This is a genomic window from Kineothrix alysoides, from assembly GCF_000732725.1.
GTDB lineage: Bacteria > Bacillota > Clostridia > Lachnospirales > Lachnospiraceae > Kineothrix > Kineothrix alysoides.
In genome coordinates, this window is record NZ_JPNB01000002.1 from 1,862,211 (window position 1) to 1,886,070 (window position 23,860).

Consider the following 23,860-nt stretch of genomic DNA (forward strand, 5'->3'; position numbering starts at 1 on the left):
TTGGGGATATAATAGGCTTCTCCGGTTCCGCTAGGGGAGCAGGAAGAGGAGTGTGTGAAGAAAAGTCTGTAAATACTGATCTTCTATGATAATAGCTGCTGCTATTTATTTGTTTATCTGACGCTTTAGGACAACGATCCTGTGTATGGCTTTGAAAAATATCATCTTACATACACCTTTTATGTATCATCTCCTATGTTCTACGATAGTCTGCACACTCCGGCTAATCCAATATATGTATTTTCGATGAGTGGAAGTAATGTGTAATGTATAAAAAAACGGCAATAGAGAATTGATATTGCCGTTTTTCTAATAAAAAATTTATTTATGAAGTCTTTATAATGGAAAAGAATTACTTAGTCTAAACCTGTTTTTATCAGTTTTGGTATTATTTTAATGCGCCAGTGCGTTAGAAGAATATTAGTGGTGTTAAAATGTGTCTTATTCTTCTAGAAGAAAAATCATTCATTGGATTAAAGAACAGCAAAAATACTTGGATAATGATTTTCTAGAACTAATTTCTTCGCATATCTTTAAAAAAGTGAATGAATAATTGCAACCTAAGATTACTTAATTACTTAACTGAACGACAGTTAATGAGCGATTCATATAACCTAAAGCAGGAAAAGCTGTGCTAATACTTACGCCTACTTCATCGCCTGCTATTAAGGAAGCTTGAACGATAAACGATGAACTGCTTCTGTTAGCTATCTTAAAAAAGGTAGTAGTGTCGCCAAAAACTGGTATCCCATTGACAGTAATAATAGCGTCAAGATATGGTTGATCCGGATCCGGATTAACAGTGGCTTCAGCGTTAAGAGATATCGTTATTTGAAAAATTCCGTTTTGCCCTACCACTAATCCATTGCCCGACAGGCTAACTGTTACATTTGATAGGGGGCCAACCACACTGAACGGCACAGGTGTAAAGGTTGCCCCAGGTACCTCTACACTAGCTCCTCTTAAGGATCCGTAAGCCAAAACAACTACTCCGGTCGGTCCTGTAGGTCCATCAGCCCCAGTAGGTCCCGTGGGTCCGGTTGTTCCAGTGGCTCCGGTAGCGCCCGTCGACCCAGTGGCTCCATCAGCCCCGGTAGGTCCAGTAGGACCTGTAGGCCCGGTTGTTCCAGTGGCTCCGGTAGCGCCCGTCGACCCAGTGGCTCCATCAGCCCCGGTTGTTCCAGTAGGACCTGTAGGCCCGGTTGTTCCAGTGACCCCGGTAGCGCCCGTGGGTCCGGTTGTTCCAGTGGCTCCAGTAGCGCCCGTCAATCCAGTGGCTCCATCAGCCCCGGTTGTTCCAGTAGGACCTGTAGGCCCGGTTGTTCCAGTGGCCCCGGTAGCGCCCGTCGGTCCGGTTGTTCCAGTAGCTCCGGTAGCGCCCGTCAATCCAGTGGCTCCATCAGCCCCGGTCGGTCCCGTAGATCCATCAGCCCCAGTTGTTCCCGTAGGCCCAGTCGCCCCTGTAGGCCCGGTTGTCCCAGTGGCCCCGGTAGGTCCGGTAGCGCCAGTCGGTCCCGTCACGCCATCAGTACCTGTCGGCCCAGTGACTCCGGTAGGTCCGGTAGCGCCAGTCGGTCCCGTCACGCCGTCATTGCCCGTCGGCCCAGTGACTCCGGTAGCTCCGGTAGCGCCAGTCGGTCCCGTCACGCCGTCATTGCCCGTCGGCCCAGTGGCCCCGGTAGGTCCGGTAGCGCCAGTAATCCCGGTAGCGCCAGTAATCCCGGTAGCGCCGGTAGGCCCAGTGGCCCCTGTCGCCCCCGTCGGCCCAGTGGCTCCGCCAGCGCCCGTGGCCCCGGTTGTCCCAGTGGCTCCGGTAGCTCCAGTAGGGCCAGTTGGACCTTGTAAAGTAGGAGCAGCAAGAGCATATTGCATCTTGGAATTTAGAATAATCTGATTTTGGGCAGCACTATTCAGAATATCAAGCACATTTTTGTTCACTTCAATGATTTCTCCAATACTTGCATTGGGACCGGTTATACCCGGAAGTGTACCCAAAGCATATTGAATTTTTTCACCTTCAGCATTTATTATATGGCTTAATCCTAGTTCCTCTAAAGCTATAGAAGTCAGAATATAATTGATTGCATCATCTCTGTTAATTGGAGGACTTACCTCCGGAAAATTGGGTAATGACATATTTTGGTCTCCTTATGGTATTGCTTATTATTTTATCCTCGTTTTATTATATGTGTATAAATGTAAAAGGTTAGCATCTTTGTAAGTGTCAAACAAGTTAGTATGTAGTTTTTTGAATTCATCTATGTGATTATAACCCTAATTCTAGAAAGTCTTAATGTTCTTAAGTGCCTTAATGGATTAGAGCCTTATATATGGATTCTTTGGCGTTAACTACCCATGAACGCAGTCTTGACCTTTGATTTTTGCGAATCCATGAAGGCAAAGCCAGCGGTCAAACAGTGTTTAACTGGTGCAATACCAATAAAATTGGCATTGAATCTTATTGTTACTGAATGCTGAATATTAAACGGGAAGCATTTGGTGACGGTAAGTATCAAATTAACTAACTATGGAAGGAATCTATTAAGCACTTACGTTGTATAAAAGAGGAGGACTTCCTCAAGTCATTTTATGGCTTGTGGAAGTCCTCTTTAGTAACTGTCAATTATAAAAGTAAATTCTATTATCTTCAAATATCTGGCGGAGCTGGTAAGAGGGTCAATTTAAGAAAATTGTTACATTAAGAGAGTGACGAAACTCTAACAATTGTAAGAGCTGCTTGTATGGAGGTGTTTGGCATAAAAATATCCGCCCCCGTATTATTAACTAATTCTAAGGTCAAAGGGGTTGTCGAAACCACAACCAAAGCAGTACCGGTTACCTGTCCTGATACGATAGGAGATGCCGTCTGAGACACCGTAATATTGTCCAGTTCAAGGTCAAAAGTGATAGTAGGAGATGCTTGGGCCCCATCTGTTGCTACCCACCAATTTACAAGATAGAAGCCGGTTTCGTTTATTATAAACGCTCCAGAACCAAGCACATAAGAAATATTGCCCTTACTTGCCGTAATGCTGTCGAATGGTACAGCATTTCCGTCGTCTAATGTCGTAGTCCCACCAGTAGCCCATTCGGCCTCCATAAGCGTAGAACCGAGGGCTGGCCCGGTAGCGCCCGTGGGACCAGTAGCCCCGTCGGCCCCGGTCGGCCCGGTAGCGCCCGTGGGACCAGTAGCCCCGTCGGCCCCGGTCGGCCCGGTAGCGCCCGTGGGACCAGTAGCCCCGTCGGCCCCGGTCGGCCCGGTAGCGCCCGTGGGACCAGTAGCCCCGTCGGCCCCGGTCGGCCCGGTAGCGCCCGTGGGACCAGTAGCCCCGTCGGCCCCGGTAGGTCCGGTAGCGCCGGTGGGACCAGTAACGCCGTCAGCGCCGGTGGGTCCGGTAGCGCCCGTGGGACCAGTAACGCCGTCAGCGCCGGTCAGTCCGGTAGCGCCCGTGGGACCAGTAACGCCGTCAGCGCCGGTGGGTCCGGTAGCGCCGGTAGGACCGGTAACACCGTCAGCGCCGGTGGGTCCGGTAGCGCCGGTAGGACCAGTAACACCGTCAGCGCCGGTGGGTCCGGTAGCGCCAGTGGGACCAGTAACGCCGTCAGCGCCGGTCGGACCAGTAGCGCCGGTCAGTCCGGTAGCGCCAGTAGGACCAGTAACGCCGTCAGCGCCGGTGGGTCCGGTAGCGCCAGTGGGACCAGTAACGCCGTCAGCGCCGATCGGTCCGGTAGCGCCAGTGGGACCAGTAACGCCGTCAGCGCCGGTAGGACCAGTAACACCGTCAGCACCGGTCGGTCCGGTAGCGCCAGTGAGACCAGTAACACCGTCAGCACCGGTCGGTCCGGTAGAACCCGTGGGACCAGTAACGCCGTCAGCGCCGGTGGGTCCGGTAGCGCCAGTGGGACCAGTAACGCCGTCAGCGCCAGTCGGTCCGGAAGCCCCGTCGGCACCGGTAGGACCAGTAGCCCCGTCAGCACCGGTCGGTCCGGTAGCGCCGGTCGGACCAGTAACACCGTCAGCACCGGTCGGTCCGGTAGCGCCCGTGGAACCAGTAACGCCGTCAGCGCCAGTCGGTCCGGTAGCCCCGTCGGCGCCGGTCGGACCAGTAGCGCCGGTAGGACCAGTAGCCCCATCAGCCCCGGTCGCTCCAGTAGCACCAGTAGGTCCCGTCGCCCCCGTCGGTCCGGTAGGACCGGGAGTATTGGGATCTTCTATCGTAACAATTGCCGAGCCCGGAGTTACGGTAATATCAAGAGTAGATGATTGGAAAGTGATAGTTTCTCCATAACCTACACCAGCTGTTCCTATAGGACCTATAACATTAAAAAGCAGGTCCCCCGGAACAAAGACACCCGTAGGTCCGGTAACCCCGGTAGATCCGGTAGGCCCGGTAATCCCGGTCGGTCCGGTAGCGCCGGTAGGACCAGTAGCTCCGGTAGCCCCCGTAGGTCCAGTAGCCCCAGTTACCCCACCGGAAGGTCCTGTAGGTCCGGTTGGCCCGGTCGGTCCTTGAAGAGTGGGTGCTGCGAGAGCATTTTTCATTTTAGAATTTAAAATAATTTGGTTTTGAGCGGTACTGTCCAAAATACCACGAACATTTTTGTTTACCTCGATGATTTCTTCAATACTCGGATTGGGGCCGGTTATACCCGGAAGTGTCCCCAAAGCATACTGAATTTTTTCACCTTCAGCATTTATTACATGACTTAATCCCAGCTCCTCTAAAGCTATAGAGGTCAGGATATAATTGATTGCATCATCTCTGTTAATCGGAGGGCTTACCTCCGGAAAATTGGGTAATGACATATCTTCATCTCCTTATGGTATTGTTTATTACTTTATCCTCATTTTATTATATGTGTATAAGTGTAAAGTGTTAGCATCTTTTGTCGCTTTAGGTCATATACTAATATATTAGTCATTTGTTTTGTGAAAAGTGAAAGATGTATAGCACTACTCAGGCGCCGGTATAGCGGAGATTTATGAGCAGAAGCCTGTTAGGGCATGAGATCAGTTAATGTATAAAAAGTTAGCCGAAAAGAAAAAAATGATAATTCAGAGAGACTTTTGTATACGTTGGAAAGTGGGAAAAATGGGAGCGATTATAACACAAATCAACTGGGAAATTCCTTGATGCCATTTCTAATAAAATGTAGTATACTTTGATTTATAGAAAGCATGTAGGAACAATAGGCAACATATTTTGTGAGATGTTCATGTATTCAGACAAAAAATATATGCCTTGTCTTTCGACAAGGCATATATAAACCACAAGGCGCGCTACCCAATGGTTTGGGAGACATCATCGTATGGATGATATAACCTGCTTCTACTAAAATATAGCACATAGTTACAAAAAAAGCAAGAAAAAAATTAAGAATTTATAACAAAAAAATAAACTTTTTATTACGAGAGGAAATTTTATTGTGAAATGTATTGTACTTGCAGGCGGTCGTGGGGATCGTCTTTGGCCATTATCGAGAAAAAATTATCCAAAGCAGTTTATTAAGTTGCAGAAAACTCACTCTATGTTTCAAGAGACTATAGCGAGAAATTTACCTTTTTGTGATGAATTTGTAGTGGTTACGAATAAAGAGTATGAATTTATCATAGAAAATCAGCTCAGTGTCTTTCAAGGCTTAACGGAAAGTTGCATTTTTGAGGAACTGGGCCGTAAGACAACGGCGGCAATCATCCTTGCGTGTCTCCAGTTTCCTATGTCTGAAACGGTCCTTGTAGTGCCCACAGACCAGTTGATCGAAGGGGAAGAGTACAAGGAAGCGGTGCTTCGGGCGAAGGAGCTTAGCAAAGACGGGTATCTTGTGACTTTTGGGATGAAAATTGAGGAGCCGGAGGAGCGATTTGGCTACATTCGTTTTTGCGAAGAGGATGTACTTCAGTTTACGGAAAAGCCGGACAGAGCCGAGGCGCTGGAATATCAGAAGAGCGGAGAATATCTGGTAAATAGCGGCACCTTTATGTTCAATGTAGGTAATATGCTTCAGGAACTTAAAAAGTATTCACCTGAGCTGGAGAAAGCATGCAGGAGCGCTTATAAGGCGAGAAAGCATATAAAGAGCCATGTGCTATACACAGAAGGCATACTAAGAACAATACCGGCAGCAGCTATAGAGAAGTCGGTATTTGAGCATACGAAGCGCGCCAAGGTGGTACATTGCAATTTCCGTTGGAAGGATATCGGCAGTCTGGAGGACTTAAAGGCGACGGAGCTGGAGACTGCAGAAGTAAGCAAGCAGGTAGCTTATCACTGTGAGAATACTGAGATTATAAATCAATGCAGCAGAAGCACGGTAGTGGCTAACGAATTGAAGGACATACTGGTGGTAAATACGCCGGATGCTGTTTATATCGGTAAAAAGGGGAAGTCGGACGAGCTTAAGAGCATTATTAAGGAATCTCCTCAGATTGAAGAATTTGTAAAGAATGGCAGAATCATGTACCGGGCATGGGGAAGTTACGAGCTTGTGGTAGACGAAGCGACTTACCGTGTTAAGAAGATTATTATTTATCCGGGAAAAACCATTTATGCGCACAGTCATAAATATCGCAGTGAGCATTGGTCCGTGGTATCAGGAACGGCTAAGATTGAACTGGATGGAACGTGCGGCAGCTTCGGCATGAACGATGTCATCGATGTGGGCCGGAACATGGTGCATCAGGTATCGAATATAGGAATCGTTCCACTCATCATTATAGAAGTGTCTGTGGGAGAAAACGTATCGGAGGAGGATATGGTTTCCATCGACAGCAAAGACCTTACGGAGACTGATTTGGGTTATCAGCTGGAGCCCTACGTTAAGCTCCAGCCATCCTATAAGGACTACCTATGGGGAGGAACAAAGCTCAAGGAGATTTACAGCAAAAATTGTGATTACGATATCATTGCAGAGAGCTGGGAGCTGTCTGCGCATACAGATGGTCAGAGCACGGTCATGAGTGGCCGTCATAAGGGTATGCTTTTTGCCGAGTATCTGGAAAAGGTAGGAAGGGAGAGTCTTGGCTGGAAATGCCAGTCCCTGCCTCGTTTTCCTATACTGATTAAGTTTATAGATGCAAGTGCATCTCTTTCCGTCCAAGTGCATCCTGACGATGAGTATGCGCTGGAAGTGGAGGATGAATATGGAAAGAATGAAATGTGGTATATCGTAGATGCTGAAAAAGAGGCGTACATCTACTGCGGCTTTGTAAAAGAAGTGACAAGAGAAGAGGCAGCTGCACGAATAGAGGACAATACCATAACGGAGATACTGAACAAGATTTCGGTAAAAAAAGGAGAAGTATACTTCATTCCTGCCGGAACCGTGCACGCGATTGGCGGCGGCTTGCTGGTCTGCGAGGTTCAGCAAAGCTCCTCCTGCACATACCGTCTATATGACTATAATCGCAAAGACCGTTTTGGAAATTATCGTGAGCTTCATATTGAGAAAGCACTGGATGTAATAGATTACAAGCAATATATGCCGCAGAAATTTGAAGCAGGGACAGAAAGGTGGGAAACTTATGAATCCCGTTTACTGTGCAGCTGTAAATACTTCGAATGCGTTAAATACACGATAGAAGGCAGTATGGAAATTCCGCTGATAGAAGACTCCTTTCTCTCTTTAATTTGCATAAACGGAAGCGGAAGCGTTGAAATAAATGAATTAGACTATCCGCCCATGAGCTTTTACGGAGGAGAAAGCATCTTTCTTCCTAAGTCGGATAAGATTTGCAGGATAGAGGGCGTTTGCGAAATTCTGATTACAAGAGTATAGAGGTCTTACCGAAGACCTTTATATAAAAATCGCACTTGCGAAACGGCAAGTGCGATACTATTTGTCATTAATCTAAGATAACAGGAATAAATAAATGAGAATGGAGATAGCGAGACTCGAACTCGTGACCTATACGTTGCGAACGTATCGCTCTCCCAACTGAGCTATATCCCCATACACAAGGATAATTATAGCACTTTTGAACGTAAATGCAACTATTTGTTGCGTGAAGTCTTATGGCAGGAAGTTGCCAGGTTACTGTTCACACAGTAGCTTAACACTTGCGGTTAAGCTACGTAAGAATATGATTCAAGAGATGATTCCTGCTTCGCGTAGCGAATCTGCATGCAGAAATCATGCGTTACTGTGAACGGAGTGAACAGTAACAGCTGCCCGTCATTTTCCCAAATAGGAAAGAAATAGTGACTGAAGCCAAAGCCCCAAGTCACTATTTCTTTCCCCCTTTACAAAATTTATTATAAAACGACAGAGACTTTATTGTAAAGTGTAATCCATCGCGCAAAGCTGCATGAATCTGGGCTTGAAGCGAGGTGGTATCTGGCGACCGGCAAATGTACGTGCCCGCTATGGCAATGCATATAAAACAAAAGGGGAAAACATAGATAATAAATATCAAGAAACATAAAAATGATGTGTTTCGCCTTGCGGTTAATATTGAGAAAGAAACTGTAAGTAGGATATTGGAACGAATAGAAGCAGATGTTACAAGTTTCTTGTCGCAGATAGAAAAAGAATTGATTGATGTGAAAAAATTGGGAATACAAGGAGTTACATATCAAGAAGTTCTTGAAGAAATTAGAAATTATTATGGGTTAAAGTAAAGAAAATTTACCAATTATCTCGAGCAGAAAATATAAAGTTTTTCTCTATTTTTCCCCCTTTTACAAGAGATATTATAAAACGACATAACCTTTTTGGTAAAGTGTAATCCATCGCATAATTTTGCATGAATCTGTGCTTGGAATCGGATGTCTAATTTTGTTTTTGGTTCCACTTTCCTCTTCTATATATAGAAATACCCCCATATAAGAATTGTTATATTTCAATATCCTATATAGGGGTAACATATCAATCTGCCAAGGGAACTTTTGTGACATTTCTCTATCTTATCATTTATTCATCATTCAAACCCGTCAAACTCATCGTTATCAAAGGCCTTCTGCTTCGTGTCCCCTTTCTCATCCTGCTCTTTCAGCTTCTTCATTGAAATAATCTTACCGGTCTTTTTAGCATTAACCTCCGGTTCGTGATAATCGTCGATGAAATCGTCTTCTCCGTCTTCATCATACACTTCATTTTTTGAATCATCTTCGCTTTCGGAATCAATGGGGGAATCGTCCTCATAATCCTCCTCCCTCTTTCTGAAAAAGAAGAATGCAGTAACTCCAACAGCAGCGCACACCAGAATGATTACGACAATAACAGCAACCGTTCTTGGGCTTATATTGCCGCCTGCCGCCTCCGGAACGTTTTGCGCATCTGTGTCAGCCGCCTCAGTATCTGCGGCGTTGCCTTCGCCTATGGACGCATCATCGACAGATACCAGCTCAGCCATAGAGGTGTCACTGATAATAACAACATAGTCGGAAGCATGATGGAAGGTAAAGGAGATATCTCCTGTTTCAGTGACCTCTACCGCATCCATGAACTCCAGCTTGCCGGCCTCCGGATTATAATAGAATAAGTTCGCCATCCGTCCGGCGTTGTCCTTTGCTGTGTTAATAGTAAGTATCGGTGTGAAGTCAAAGGTGCCGTCATGAGACAGGGACAGCTCGATGATCGTATTGTTTTCATCGTTCCCCTTCGCAGCATCTAAGAGTCCGGAAGGGATGTTTCCTGCGCCTACCGTTACGCCCATATCGATACCGGTAGCTTCATCAGCTACGATATTGCTGCCGTTAATAGTCCAACTTATGCTGTTGCCCATGTTAAGTACTACATCCACATCTTGTCCGCGAATGGAGGAAATGGATTCCTCGTACAAAACGGTATTATTTTTCATATCGATAGTTGCACGTCCGCTTGTCTCATCCGCTTTTGAGGAGGAACTGTTTCCTTTGGAGGTCGTCGTTTGGCCGGAAGAGCCGGTAGTCGATGAGCCTTGTGAGGAGGAAGTGCCCCCTGACGAACTGCTGTCTGCAGGTGAAGTAACAGTAGTGCTTTCGGAACTGGTTCCCGTACTGCCTGTATTGGAGGTTTCAGTAGTCGTTGTAGTCTGTGCAGCCGTAGTCGTTGGTGCCGCAGCAGTACCGGAAGGGGAGGAACCTGACGAATTGTTCTGTACCTCGGTATAGCCGCAGCGAGTGCAGGTTCCGTTCACCATGTTATGGCCGAGAGCAGGAATGTCCTCGGTATAAGTACTGCCGCAGGAACAGGTGTAGGTTTTGGTCCCGTTTTCCGTACAAGTAGCAGCTTTCGTCACCGATGACGTATAGCTGTGAGTATGGCTGGCCGGCAGTTTAGCAATGATTTCCGTATAACTGTCACCGCACCGGATACACGTATAGGTACGGATGCCTGTTTCAGCGGCAGTAGCCTCCTTGGTTACCGTAGAGGTGTAACTATGGCCCAGGGCGGGAATATCCTCCGTGTAAGTATCGCCACAGGAGCAAAGATAGGTTTTTACACCTTTTACTGTACAAGTAGCTTCCTTTGTTATCGTAGCCGAATAATTGTGCTTGTGGGTGGAAGGCAGTTTGTCGATGACTTCCGTGTAGGTATCACCGCATACGCTGCACGTATAAGTGCGGATGCCGGTCTCTGTCTCCGTAGGCTGTTTCGTTACGGAAGATGTATAAAGGTGTCCTGTTGCAGGAACTGTCCTCGTTTCCTTATAGCCGCATACATGGCAGGAACGGGAATCTGTGCCTGATGTTGTACAGGCAGCAGTTGTTATATGTTCCCATTCACCGAAGGTGTGAGTGGTGCATTTGGTAATAGGAACGGCGTTTACGATAATCGGAATGTCAATGCCCGTTACCGTATTATAGTTAGTGGCATCTGGATTATAGGAGGCCTTGTAGGAAACAGTTCCTTCCTTAAGGACGGTAGTGGGCGTATCCCATGCAAAGCCCGCAGGCAGTGTAACAGAAGCAAGTGTATTGCCAGCTACAGTCTGAAGACCGGCAGGAATGATATAGGTAGGAGTACCCTTCGCAACGGTTAGGGTAAGGATCTTGTTTATCGTATTATACTTTCCGGTGTCGGAAGGCGTGAATGTAGCCGGATAACCGGAGTTCGTAACCGCAGGAACCGTAGCCGGAGCATCCCAGGTCCAGCGGTCAGGAAGTACGATATTGCCTAAAGTCAGAGTTGGACTGTAGGTTACGCTGCCTAAGGACGGTACGGTATAGGCAGGATCGACCTTCTGTACGGTTACCGTGCAGGAGGCTGTAGAGCCGCCAGGTACAGTAGCGGTAATTGTTGTCGTTCCGGGATACAGTGCTGTCACAGTGCCGTTCACATCCACAGAAGCGATGGATGGATTCGTGCTGACAAAGGTAACGGTGGATGCCGCGACTTTAGTATTATCTACAAAGACATTCAAGGAAGAAGTCGTGTCGGCTGCCAAAGTGAGAGCAGTATCATACAAAGTTACGGTCTTTAATTCACTCGGCTTTATACAGGCGCTGCCAGGCATATCGTTGTATACTGGTATTCGGAATGTAAATGCATTATTTGCAGAACCCGCATTAGTATAAGCCTTTTTTAAATTTAAAGCCTCGGAAGAAGGAGCCGCTATATTCTGCATATATTGATTGTTGTATCTGTTGTTAGTGGTCACATTAAACTTTTGCAGGTATAAAGTATCTTGGCCTTTTAGTATGTAGTGATTGGATACGATAGAAGCGCCTCCCTCCAGAGAAAGAGAACGGCTTGTCCAGCCATAGGATCTCGCTTTTGTCAATCCGTTCGTGATGACTGCGGTGGCGCCTTTGCCGGTGGCACCAATATTGAAATAATTGTAAAGTCCTTCGTAGCCGGGATAGTTACCGGATATTAAACTGGATTTACCTGCTGTCCCCTGCTCCTGCAGCACTCTGGAGGCGAGGTGGAAAGGACTCACTTTCAGCTTTTGCCCAATGGAGGTAAAGACCTGAGAGTAAGACGATTGCTCGGACGCTGAAAGAGCACCCGACATAAAGGAGCTGTTAAGCATGCTCTGTACAGCAGCTTCGGTATGATAAGTCGCATTATAGGTCAATAATTCGAACTGGAATATGTAATCGCTGTTCAGAAAGTTTCGCGGATCCATATAATAAGCGAGGATTCCGTCGGTAGGATAAGACCAGCTGCTATCGTAGCTTCCATTTTTCCATGCAATATTTGCAGTAGAGGAAATCAAACTTTTGTCTTTCGTATTTTCAGAGGCAATCACACTGCTCCAATCAAGTCCTGTATTCATCGCTACAAAGGTCCAGTTCGGATGTTCCGTTTTCAGTGCGGTAAGTGCTTCCTGATAATGTGCGGGAAATGCGCTGATGTCGGCAGAGACCATAGTTGCAGAAGCGTTCTGTATGCTGAAGGACCTTAATTTTGAGACTCGGGTAGTCACATATTTTGATTCCCAGGAAAGCAAATCCTCATCGGAATAAGCGAGATTCTTCCGTTCAACATACCCATTATATGAGGTACCTCCGTAGGTAAGAGATACCTGATACCATATATTCTTTTGACTGTCTTCACCCACTCCGGTAATCGATACGGACTGTCCGCTGTAAACGGTAACTGCTGTAGAGGATCGGCTGTAGGGGCTTTGTTTAATATCGTAGGAATCGCTAAGGTAGACGAGGGCGAGAATCTCCTTGCCCTGAGCCAGCGTAGTCAACTCCGCCTTTGCATTCTCAGCATCCGACAGATAGACGGTGGCCTTCGCTGCATTCACACTGACGCTGATATGAGGAACATCCTTCGCAGGGTCCAGCGCAGGGGATAAAGAATATAAGGCTTGATCCCAGGACGGGATGAAGTCATAGGTTTCGTAGTCGGTATTATCATAATCCGAGCCGCATGTCCACATAATGGGAATGTCAATAGGAGTCTCAGTGGAATCCAGATAGACGGATAAACTTTGAGGCAGCATAGCGGTTATGGCAGACAGCTCAGGTCTGTCGTTGAAGCTTAAGCCGGAAATATCGGAAGAAAGCTCCTTAAAAGAAGTGATAAGGGGCAGCGCTCCGGCAGTGGCAGCTTCAGTTGCGTAAACGGGCAATGAATTTCCCAATAGGGCAATCAATGTCATAATAAGAACGGAATGCTGAAGTTTTTTTCGTTTGAATTTCATTTTATTTCTCCCTGCTACTTTGGTAATTTTGTATAATTAGCCTATTATGATAAATATACTATATTATACCAAAATCATTATGTCAACCATAACGGGACGAAAATCCACGAATTTACGCAAAAAAGAAAGAAAAAGAGAGTAACATAAATCAAATGCAGAGTAACGTTTTCGAGGGAGTAAATTTACATGCAAAGATTTTGTATTGCAGAAATCATGCGTTACTGAGAACGGAATGAACAGTAACAAATTAATATTTTCAATAATATTTGAAAAAAAGATATAATAATGGTAAAGTATTATATTATGACTTTTAAAGAGGTTTCTTTTTTATGAGTGAGAAGCGAATGAAGTTTCTGAATACACATGTTGACAATTTAACGATGGAAGAAGCGGTAAGAGAAGCCAAAAGGCTTATTCTGAAAGGTAAGAACAGTTATGTTGTCACGCCGAATGTGGATCATATTGTAAAAATAGAACATGACGGGCTGTTCCGTGACATATATGAAAAGGCTGATTTGGTTCTGACGGACGGAAAGCCTCTTATTTGGATGTCCAGATGGATGGGGACGCCGATTAAGGAGAAGATTTCCGGTTCCGATTACTTTCCGGAGGTATGCAGGATGGCCGCGCAGGAAGGTTTTTCGGTGTTCCTGTTAGGAGCCGCCGAAGGAGTTGCCAAGAAAGCGGCCATTAATCTCATGAAAAAGTATAAAAATCTTAAGATTGCCGGAGTATATTCTCCGAGCTACGCGTTTGAGAACGACGTGGAGGAGATTTCTTATATTATAAAGAAAATCAACGCGGCGAAGCCGGATATTCTCTGTATCGGCTTGGGAACACCCAAGCAGGAGAAATTCTATCATCGCTACAAGGAGCAGCTGAAAGTGCCGCTTACATTGCATATAGGAGCCACTATCGACTTTGAGGCCGGGGTGGTAAAACGAGCTCCTAAGTGGATCAGCTATGTAGGACTGGAATGGTTCTACAGACTAGTAAAGGAGCCGAGGAGATTATATAAGCGCTATCTATTAGAGGACGTGGAGATATTCCCCATTTTCCTGAAATATAGAAAATATGGAAGCGGAAGTAAGGTAAGTGCAATCCAGCCGGAGACCTGCAGCATATTGGGCGTGGACATTGCGGTAACGAATATGCGGTCCGTAATCGGTTATTTGACCAAGAATCTGGAGCGGCTGCGAGGTGAATATGTGTGCGTATCCAACGTGCATACTACTGTAATGGCATATAACGACGAAGCGTATTGCCGGATACAGAACGAGGCGGCTTTAGCAATTCCTGATGGAAAGCCATTGTCTCTCATGTGCAGGCTGCGGGGATATAAGGATGCCCAGCGCGTGGCAGGCCCTGATTTAATGCCCGAGATATTGAAGCTGTCGGAGGAAAAGGGATATCGGCATTATTTTTATGGAAGTACGGAGGAGACGTTGAATTCCCTGGAGGCTAATCTCAGGGAGCGTTATCCAAGATTAAATATTGTAGGAATTTATTCACCTCCTTTTCGAAAGTTGACACCGGAAGAGGATGCTGAAATCATGGAGAAAATAAGTCTGACAAAGCCCGATTTCCTTTGGGTAGGATTGGGAGCGCCCAAGCAGGAGCGCTGGATGTATGAACACAAAGGAAAGGTCGATGCAGTTATGCTGGGCGTAGGTGCGGCTTTCGATTTCCATGCAGGAACGGCGAAACGTGCACCGAAATGGATTCAGGAATTCTATTTGGAATGGCTGTACCGCCTGATTCAGGATCCGAAGCGCTTATTGAAGAGATATGTGCGCTCCAACATACAGTTTATATGGCTGATACTTACGGGACGATGACCCATTAGGCAGGCAAAAACAAATACGGGAGAGCATCTATGAAGCGATTGGATGAAAATAAGGTTTATTTGATTACCGGTGGCTAAAGCTTCATCGGTTTTCATTTGTCAAAAAGTCTGCTTAAAAAGGGGATAACGGGTCATCAGCCTCAAAAAAATGGACGATTATTACGAGGTTTTGCTGAAGAAAGTGCATCTTGCTATTTTAGAAAAATATGAGCATCATATATATTTGTAAGCGTGATTTAGCGGATAAGGAAGAACTGCTCTCTTCGTTTGAAAAAGAGCGACCGGATACGGTTATGGAAGATGGATTAAAAAATTTACGGATTGGTTTAAGGAGTATTATGGATATTAAGAAGCTATTTGAAGAAGTTTTGCACTTTGGCATAATAGGGGTTATTAACACTTTACTGGGGTTTTTCCTTATCATGGTTTTTTATAACGTTTTGCATCTGAATTATTGGGTGGCCAGCGCGACCTCTTATGTGATTGGAAGTGTTTTTTCCTATTTTGCCAATAAGAAGCTTACCTTTAAGGTTCAGGAGAACAGCAGAGAATATGTGATTAAATTTGCACTCAATATTGCGATATGTTACCTTCTTGCTTATGGCGTAGCCAGACCGTTAGTAAGAAGTGTACTGAGTGAATATTCGCAGACAATTATAGAAAATGTGGCAATAGTAATGGGAACGGGAATTTTTATTGTTTTAAATTTTATAGGACAAAAGTTTTTTGTATTTAAAGGTAAAGATAAAAATATCGTTAGCTCACAGAATGGAATGGAAAGCAAATGAAAAAAGTAAAGTATTTGATACTGGGAGCAGGCCCGGCGGGACTGGCATTTGCAAATCGGTTAAAGCAAATGGGCGAGGAATCCTTTCTCGTCTTGGAAAAAGAAGAAGAGGCCGGCGGCTTATGCCGCAGCTCCCAGGTGGACGGTTCTCCGCTGGACATCGGCGGCGGACATTTTCTCGACGTGAGAAGGCCTGAGGTGGTGGACTTCTTATTCGGTTTTATGCCAAAGGAGGAGTGGGATGCGTACGAACGTGATTCAAGGATATCCTTTGACGGGAGCTTCATTCATCATCCCTTCGAAGCTAATATATGGGAGATGAAGCCGGAGAAGCAGAAGGAATATTTGGACTCCATCGCGGATGCAGGCTGCAATAGGGGCGCGGCGATGCCGGGGGAGTTTGTGGATTGGATTTATTGGAAGCTGGGGCAGAAGATCGCGGAAGATTACATGCTTCCATATAATGAGAAAATGTTCGGCGACAACTTAAACGCCTTGGGAACCTATTGGTTGGAGAAACTGCCTAACGTTTCCTACGAGGAGACAAAGCGCAGCTGTGAAGAAAAAAGGGCTTATGGCAAACAACCTGGACATGCACAGTTCTATTATCCGAAAAAGTACGGCTACGGAGAGCTTTGGCTCAGAATGCAGGAGACGATTAAGGATAAGCTTATGCTTGGTGTGGCTGTAAACGGACTTAGCTTAACGGATAAAACAGTATCTTGCACAGATGGAAACAGCTATGCCGGAGAAAATATCATAACCACCATACCGTGGATGGAATTTTCACGGATCGAAGGAATGTCTGAGGAAATGAAAGCGGATATCGGAAGGCTGAAATATAGCTCTATACAGACTGAATACAACCCCGAACGGCTGGATACTCAGACACATTGGATTTATTACCCCCAGAGGGAGATTTCCTATCATAGAATATTGGTGCGGCATAATTTCTGTCCGGACTCAAAGGGCTATTGGACAGAGACAAACAAGGAGAGAATCCTGCCTGCGAACGGAAGGTTCCGGTACATGAATGAATATGCCTATCCGTTAAATACAGTGGATAAGCCAAGGATTATGGAGCAGTTGTTAGCTTATGCGAAAAAGGAGAGGGTTTACGGCCTCGGCAGATGGGGAGAGCATGAGCATTACAATTCTGACGCTGTTGTGGAGCTTTCCATGAAGCTGGCTGAAGAGCTTTTAGAAAGGGATGGCAATTCGTATGAACCGTGATGCTTTTGATATAAAGAACGAAAATTTTAGGAGAATTATTTTTTATTTCTTAATCGTATCTTCCTTTTTGATGATTTTTATTTATAATATGTTTACTCCGGCGATGACCGATGATTTATCCTATGGGAAAATCGTTGCGGGTGCCAGTTCCTTCCTCGACTTGATCAGGCAGGAGATGCAACAGTATGCAACGTGGACGGGAAGAAGCGTCAACCATATGATACTCCGAACCTTCTTAACGGGAGATAAATGGATTTTTAATATCTTCAACAGTATGGCGTTCGTGGCGCTTACGCTTTTTATGTATTACAACATTGAGTTTAAGAAAAAATACGACGTTTTCGTATATCTTCTTATCAACCTTTTTCTCTGGACGTTTTCGGTGTCCTTTGCCCAGACGGTTCTGTGGGAAACGGGAGCCTGCAATTATTTGTGGGGGAGCACGATCATCCTCGGTTATGTTTCAGCATTTCGCTATTGCCTGAAAAAGAATTACAGAGATTCACAGCAGACAGCGCCGGCAATCGGCTTATTCCTGGTGGGAATCGCGGCGGGCTGGTGCAATGAGAATACCTCCGGCGGCTGCATTTTGTTGACACTTATATGGATCGGCTTTTATTTCTGGGAGAAGAAAAAGGTGCGTCTCTGGATGATGAGCGGGGTGACGGGAAATATAATTGGCTTCCTCTTTATGATACTGGCGCCGGGAAATGCTAACAGGCAGCAGTATATGGAAGAGGAGCATACGGGACTTCTTGCTATCGCTTCCAGATGGCTGAAATGCAATCTGGCGATTCGAAATCACTTCTTTATCCTTCTGGCAATCTGCATTGCAGTGTTTGTTCTCGTCAGACTGCAGCAGACCCAGTGGAAGCGCAGCAAGAACATGCTTATCTTTTTCCTTGTTTTTATAGCCACCTGCTATGCATTGGTACTGACTCCTGAACCGGTCGCAAGAGCTTATTTTGGAGCCGGCATTTTTCTCATGATTAGTTGTATTCAGGGGATTGTCGATGTGTCGGACAAGGACTTGTATTTGAAGGCGCTGAAAATTGGAATAACGGCGATCTTTACCCTTTCGTTCCTCTTTACGTATATGGACAGCGGGGCGAATCTGGTAAGAATTTATAGAGAGAGTGAGGAGCGATTTGCCTATATCGAAGAGCAGAAGGCATCAGGCAATATGGACATCACCGTACCTCTGCTTCGCCCGGCCTTTGAGACGAAGTACAGCGACGCTTACAATTCCGAGCTCTGTGAGGATAGCGGTTACTGGGTAAACGTCGCATATGCTACTTATTATGAGGTGAATAGTGTCTCGGCGGTGCCAAGGGAGAATTGGGAACAATTAAAGTAAAAATAATATCGTGCGCAGGAGCTTGTACACAGAGGCGAAGAATACGGGTGCATCCGGCATAAGTGTAGTCTGGAACTTGCTTAAGGAAGCCATCCAGAACCCTGCAGCGATAAACATATAAGGATGTTTGTGAAAGCAGGTTCGAAGCTCGGTAAGTCCTGCTAAAACCACAGCATCCTTTTTTGCAGCCAGAAGGACGATTTGCAATGCCTGAACCGTAAGAAAAGCGCCAAACCACCGTCCCCAGTCTATGGCAAGCAGGAACGCCGGGACGAAGCACAACTGGCTTAGTAAAAACAGTGAATATTTTAATTTCTCAGCACCGGCCGCTTTTAAGATGCGATTCCAAAGGTAACCGTAGATAAGAGCTAAGGGGGACAGAAGAAAGATGGTCACTGCGCCGTAGCGAATACGTTCCGGGAGCTGGTTTAGCATAAGCTCGTAAAAGGCAGTGTCGATGGTGCAAAAATATTCATAACGGAGCGCTGTTTCATTTACATTCAAGTCCGTTCTGGAGGACAAAAGTGCGGTAAGATCACCTAATGTGCCGGTGTTAAGATGAGAGAAAACCTGCAGATAAACAAAAGCTACACACAAAAGAAAAAGGCCTTGGATTCCCAGAACAAAATCGGATTTTCTGCACTTTTCCGAGACAGTATCCACAAACATAGTAAATAAAAGAGGCAGGAAAATAAACATAAATACTTGGTGAACGCACAGAGCTATAAGGCCGATAACTGTAAAGGAAATCAGCCGCATTGTCACAGAAGATATTTTTATGTAAAGAATGGCTGCAAAAACGGTCAGTATAATGAGATATAGGTCAAACCGCCCCATATTCTCGCTGGTCCACAAGTAGGCAGGAGAGCCGGGGCCCAGCAAATAAAGTGCGATGAGAAGGAGTAAGGCCGTATTTGCAGGCAGTTTGTCTGTCCTTCTTAACGCGGAGCCGAGAACGTAGGAAAGCAGCATCAGGAATACGATAATGGAGCAAAATACAAAGGTATATGCGCTTTCCGCAGGCAGATAGTCGGGATAAAATAAACGAAGCAGTGACCCGATAAGAAGCCTGGAATCGAAGCCAAGGGAATAGTCCATGACATACCAGCCGCTGTTCCAATCGTGAAGCGCGGACGGCGCCGAACTAAGAAAGGAGAGAAGAAGGAAGAGAAAAATGCAGCCTTCTCTCCGGAAAGAGTAACATTTAGATAAAATTTTATGAATAAATACTTTACTTTTTGTGGTGCTTATCATGTGTATACCTCCGGTATTTTATAAAATTAACTGTAACACACCTCATTTCGTTTGACAATTCGGTTTGTATGAAGTTGGAAGTTTTTGACATTAGACGTAGCATGTATTAATATTGTGTAGGAAGATTGAAAGAATTTTGAAGGAGTACAAGGGGTACGATGATAAAGATAAAAAAGAAGCTTGTTGACAATAAGCCGGTATGGATTTGCGCGCTGCTGGGAGCGGTAGTATTTGTATTGATTTACGGCGTACATATTTTGAATCCCTGTTATACGGACTGGCTTATGACCAGCGAAGACGGAGATTTGACTCAACATTATCTCGGCTGGAAGTTCTTTCGGCATGCGGGCTGGAAATTTCCTTTTGGACTCATCGATACGATAGCATATCCCAATATGACCTCGGTTATCTTTACCGATTCTATCCCGCTTTTCGCAGTGTTTTTTAAAGCGATTCGATTTATGCTGCCGGCACAATTCCAGTATTTCGGATGGTTCGGTCTCTTATGCTTCATGCTTCAGGGGGGGATCGGCGCGGTTCTCGTGAAGAAATATTTGAAAAATGATTTTTTGGTAGTGCTTGGTGGGATGCTATTTATACTGAGTCCCGTATTTATTGACAGAATGTACTGGATGACGTCTCTTTCCGCTCATTTTTTGTGTCTCATGGCGCTTACGTTTATCGTATATTATGACGAAGTATTCGGCAAGACGAGGAATGCGATGATTGCCTGGGCAATGTTAGGAGCGTTGTGCGCAAGTATTCACATATATTTTCTGCCCATGTGCGGAATTATCCTTCTCGGATTTACGCTGATCGACTTCGTAAGAGGAAGGAAGAAGTGGAAAGTGCTGCTGCCGCTTTTGTCCTACATAGGATCAGCATCGGCTGTGGTTTTCCTCTTAGGAGGCTTCGGCTCAGGAATGCAGGCCGGGAACGACGGAGTAGGGTACTACAGTTTTAATTTGAATGGATTCTTTAATCCCCAGGGATGGTCAGGTTATTGGAAGGACATGCCTTATACGGACAGCCAGTACGAGGGCTTCGCATACTTGGGACTTGGAATTTTGGTGTTGCTTTTCCTCTCTTTTGTTTTATGGCTGGGAAGTATAGCGATAAAGAAGGTGCGGATATCCATATGGATGAAGGAGCATGTTCAGGGACTTTCCTTTGCACTTATCATCATGGTCACACTCATTGTATCGGCTTCCAATATCGTAATGTACAACGACAAGGTATTATACGAGCTGCCCGTTTCCGGCTTTATTTATAAAATGTGGAGCGTTTTCCGGGCTACAGGGCGTCTAATATGGCCGGCAGTATATCTCCTTGTGCTCGGTGCAGTATGCATGGATATAAAGACGATAGGCAAGCGGACGAAAGGGCTTTTGCTGACATTCTGCCTGCTTTTACAGATTGCGGATATCAAGGGAATGCTGGCACAGAAGAATGAGGTATACAATAAAGTAAATAGCTATCAGACTTTATTGCCCTCGGAGGCTTGGAGAATGCTGGCCGAGGAGACGGATGCAGAGCATATATGCTTCGTATCGGATGTGGCAAATAACAGGAAGCTGCTATTTTCTTTCGGCGATTATGGGTCGAATTACGGGCTGACCCTAAGCAATTTTTATTTTGCCCGTTCTATTGGGGATAAGGAGCGGATAGCTAGGGATGAGGCCCTTCAGGAGCTTCCTGCAGATACCGTTTTTATCTTTTTCAAAAATGAAGCGCAGAAATGTCTGAATTACGGGATAAACTATTATGAGATAGATGGATTGATCGTCGGATGCAGTGTTCCCCTCGGGGATATGCAGACCATTACAGAGAAAGACCTGACCACATACCGTTATGAGCTTGAAAGTGGCCAGTTCATGAATAACGGAGAGGTCGTGGACGGCACATGGAACATACATTCCTATGGAAATACTTATGGACCGTATCTGAATGCTGAGGCGGGAAAATATAAGGTTACGGTAATGGGAGGTAATCTTGTATCTACAGATATAAAATGCTATTATAGCGGCGGAGATAAGAATCTCGAACCGCAGAATGTAATTCTAGGGGATACGCAGATAACCTATGAGGTGGAACTTTTAGAGCACGCAGAGGATTTGGAATTCGCCTTGTGGAATATAGGCGGTGCGGATATGATCGTTTCCGATATCATCATTGAAAAGGAATAAAAATAAAGGGTAGAAGATTAGTATGAGGAAGGTATATGATAAGGTTATTATAGGGGCAGGATTGTATGGAATGTATGCAGCGTTATACTGCGCCAAAAAGGGCGAGCAGATTTTAATCCTTGAATGTGAGGATGCTCCGTTTAAAAGAGCTACGTATATTAACCAGGCAAGAGTTCACATGGGGTATCATTATCCGAGAAGTATTTCAACAGCAGTAAAATCGGCCGGGTATTTCAGACGGTTTGCGGAAGAATTCGATTTTTGTATTTACTCGTCATTTCAGCAGATTTATGCTACTTCGGCACAGTATTCATGGACTGATGCGAAGCAGTTTACCGCATTTTGTGAAGCGGCATGCATTCGCTGTGAGGAAATGCCGGTGTCGAGATATTTCAGGGAAGGTCAGTGCGACGGAGCATTTCTGACGGAGGAATACACTTATGATGCGATGCTCTTAAGAGATTTTTATGTGAAAGAGCTGGCCGGACAAAGCAAAGTCGAAGAAATATACGGTGCGAAGATAGAAAGCATAAGAAAAAGTGGAGACAAGTTTGAAGTAAGCGTAAAGAACAGAGGATGCTTTGAAACCGAATTTGTATTAAATGCTACTTATGCTTCGGCCAATCAGATATTGCGATTGCTTCAGCCGGAAAGTGAAAGCAAAGAGCTTTTTGACATTAAATATGAATTATGTGAAATTATTCTTTGTAAGCCGGGAGATAAGTTGAAGGATGTTGGAATTACGGTAATGGATGGCCCTTTTTTTTCCATTATGCCTTTTGGGAAGACGGGGTATCATTCTTTGACGTCGGTAACGTTCACCCCCCATGTAACCAGTTATGACAGATTACCTGTTTTTTCCTGTCAGAAGGAATTGGAATGCAGCGAAAATCAGTTGATAAATTGTAACGAATGTGAGAATAAACCGCCCACTGCATGGCAATATATGGATCATTTAGCAAGAAAATATTTAAAGGATGAATATCAATACGAATATGTAGATTCTTTGTTTTCTATGAAACCGATTTTGAAATCTTCTGAGGTGGATGATTCGCGGCCGACAAAAATCCGGATAGATTCGGAAAAACCATACTTTGTTAGCGTATTATCGGGAAAAATCAATACGGTGTATGATTTGGAGGAGCTTTTATAATGGAAAAAAAAGAAAGCAAGTTTATATCTATTGTTGTGTACGTACATAACGACAGCTCGAATATAGTTCGTTTTTTTGAGCAGACATTGCGGGTATTTATGAATACCTTTGAGAAATATGAAGTTATTTGTGTGAATGATTCATCGGTAGATGATGGTATAGAGATATTAAAAGAATATTTTTCACACTGTGAAGAGAATAATATAATAAATATCGTGCATATGAGTCATTTTCAAGGATTGGAAGCGTCAATGAATGCAGGAAGGGATCTGGCAATCGGTGACTTTGTATACGAATTTGACGATATGAACTGCGATTATGCTCCTGAGCTTATCGTGAAGGTATATAAAAGGCTGCTGGATGGGTATGATATCGTCTCTACCAGTTGTAAAAGTCGAATTAAGCTGACCTCGAAGTTGTTTTACTTTTTTTATAACCTGACCAGTTGGTCAAAGAATAAAATCGGTCCGGAAACATTTCGAATTCTATCCAGAAGGGCAATTAACAGAGTGAATACGCTCGGTACCTATATTCCTTATAGGAAGGCGGTATATATGAATTGCGGTTTAAAAACGGATACGATATATTATGAGGATATCCGAAAGAGCGGAAGAGCGCGGAATAAGACAAATCGAAATGAGCGCACAAGTCTTGCAATGGACTCTTTTATTTATTTTACTAATGTACTGGAGAAAGCGGCATTACTGATCAGCGGAGCGTTTTTAATTTTTTCTTTTGGTGTTCTGATTTACATTATCAGTTCCATTTTTAGTTCGTATAAGCCGGTGGAAGGTTGGATATCCACTATGGGATTTCTTGCATTCGGTTTTTTTGGCGTATTTATTTTACTCGCGATTATTTTGAAGTACCTATCGGTACTATTGAATCTCATATTTAAACATCAGAGGTATTTAGTGGAGTATGTGGAAAAGATCTCAAAAAGGTAAAGGCAGTGAAGGAGCT

Annotated in this window: 12 protein-coding genes and 1 tRNA gene; 8 read left to right on the forward strand and 5 right to left on the reverse strand. The window is 44.9% G+C overall.

Annotated features, from left to right (window positions below; translation table 11 throughout):
• Nucleotides 1-570: 570 nt before the first annotated feature.
• The gene (locus CC90_RS23825) at nt 571-2,136 is read right to left on the reverse strand and encodes a collagen-like domain-containing protein (RefSeq protein ID WP_081906062.1); all 1,566 of its coding nucleotides are present in this window, start codon (nt 2,134-2,136) and stop codon (nt 571-573) included.
• Between the two features lie 562 nt (nt 2,137-2,698).
• On the reverse strand, nt 2,699-4,807 hold the full coding sequence (locus CC90_RS22685; RefSeq protein WP_081906063.1) for a collagen-like domain-containing protein: 2,109 nt from the start codon (nt 4,805-4,807) through the stop codon (nt 2,699-2,701).
• A gap of 620 nt (nt 4,808-5,427) precedes the next feature.
• On the opposite strand from CC90_RS22685, the gene CC90_RS23405 reads away from it, so the two are divergent.
• A complete protein-coding gene (locus tag CC90_RS23405; protein ID WP_051869804.1) occupies nt 5,428-7,776 on the forward strand; it encodes a type I phosphomannose isomerase catalytic subunit in 2,349 nt (782 codons plus the stop codon).
• A 101-nt stretch (nt 7,777-7,877) separates the two neighbouring features.
• Here CC90_RS23405 and CC90_RS0119550 read toward each other — a convergent pair.
• Together CC90_RS0119550 and CC90_RS23410 are read right to left on the reverse strand one after the other, a co-directional pair.
• A tRNA-Ala gene (locus CC90_RS0119550) sits at nt 7,878-7,950 on the reverse strand.
• Between the two features lie 967 nt (nt 7,951-8,917).
• Nucleotides 8,918-13,081, reverse strand: coding sequence for an Ig-like domain-containing protein (locus CC90_RS23410; RefSeq protein WP_051869806.1), 4,164 nt, complete (start codon nt 13,079-13,081; stop codon nt 8,918-8,920).
• Nucleotides 13,082-13,410: 329 nt separating this feature from the next.
• On the opposite strand from CC90_RS23410, the gene CC90_RS25035 reads away from it, so the two are divergent.
• The 4 genes from CC90_RS25035 to CC90_RS0119585 all read left to right on the forward strand — a co-directional run bounded on the left by CC90_RS25035 (nt 13,411) and on the right by CC90_RS0119585 (nt 18,304).
• Nucleotides 13,411-14,919: a WecB/TagA/CpsF family glycosyltransferase gene (locus tag CC90_RS25035; protein ID WP_330373255.1), complete on the forward strand. Its 1,509-nt coding sequence runs from the start codon at nt 13,411-13,413 to the stop codon at nt 14,917-14,919.
• 214 nt (nt 14,920-15,133) lie between these two features.
• Nucleotides 15,134-15,715: a GtrA family protein gene (locus CC90_RS0119575; protein ID WP_051869808.1), complete on the forward strand. Its 582-nt coding sequence runs from the start codon at nt 15,134-15,136 to the stop codon at nt 15,713-15,715.
• Nucleotides 15,712-16,947 (forward strand): protoporphyrinogen/coproporphyrinogen oxidase, encoded by a 1,236-nt coding sequence (locus CC90_RS0119580; protein ID WP_031392403.1) that lies wholly within the window; start codon nt 15,712-15,714, stop codon nt 16,945-16,947. The genes CC90_RS0119575 and CC90_RS0119580 overlap by 4 nt, the downstream gene beginning before the upstream one ends.
• Nucleotides 16,925-18,304: a DUF3329 domain-containing protein gene (locus CC90_RS0119585; RefSeq protein WP_132038504.1), complete on the forward strand. Its 1,380-nt coding sequence runs from the start codon at nt 16,925-16,927 to the stop codon at nt 18,302-18,304. Before CC90_RS0119580 ends, CC90_RS0119585 begins: the two co-directional genes overlap by 23 nt.
• On the opposite strand, the gene CC90_RS0119590 is transcribed toward CC90_RS0119585, so the two are convergent.
• On the reverse strand, nt 18,296-19,558 hold the full coding sequence (locus tag CC90_RS0119590; protein WP_031392405.1) for a hypothetical protein: 1,263 nt from the start codon (nt 19,556-19,558) through the stop codon (nt 18,296-18,298). The two genes, CC90_RS0119585 and CC90_RS0119590, sit on opposite strands and share 9 nt — an antisense overlap.
• 158 nt (nt 19,559-19,716) lie before the next feature.
• On the opposite strand from CC90_RS0119590, the gene CC90_RS0119595 reads away from it, so the two are divergent.
• From CC90_RS0119595 to CC90_RS0119605, 3 genes are read left to right on the forward strand one after another with little or no spacing between them, the layout of a single operon-like run.
• Complete coding sequence (locus CC90_RS0119595; RefSeq protein ID WP_031392406.1) at nt 19,717-21,744, forward strand: DUF6311 domain-containing protein; 2,028 nt, start codon at nt 19,717-19,719, stop codon at nt 21,742-21,744.
• 22 nt (nt 21,745-21,766) lie between these two features.
• A complete protein-coding gene (locus CC90_RS0119600) occupies nt 21,767-22,897 on the forward strand; it encodes an FAD-dependent oxidoreductase (protein ID WP_031392407.1) in 1,131 nt (376 codons plus the stop codon).
• Nucleotides 22,897-23,844: a glycosyltransferase gene (locus CC90_RS0119605; RefSeq protein ID WP_031392408.1), complete on the forward strand. Its 948-nt coding sequence runs from the start codon at nt 22,897-22,899 to the stop codon at nt 23,842-23,844. Before CC90_RS0119600 ends, CC90_RS0119605 begins: the two co-directional genes overlap by 1 nt.
• Nucleotides 23,845-23,860 lie beyond the last annotated feature (16 nt).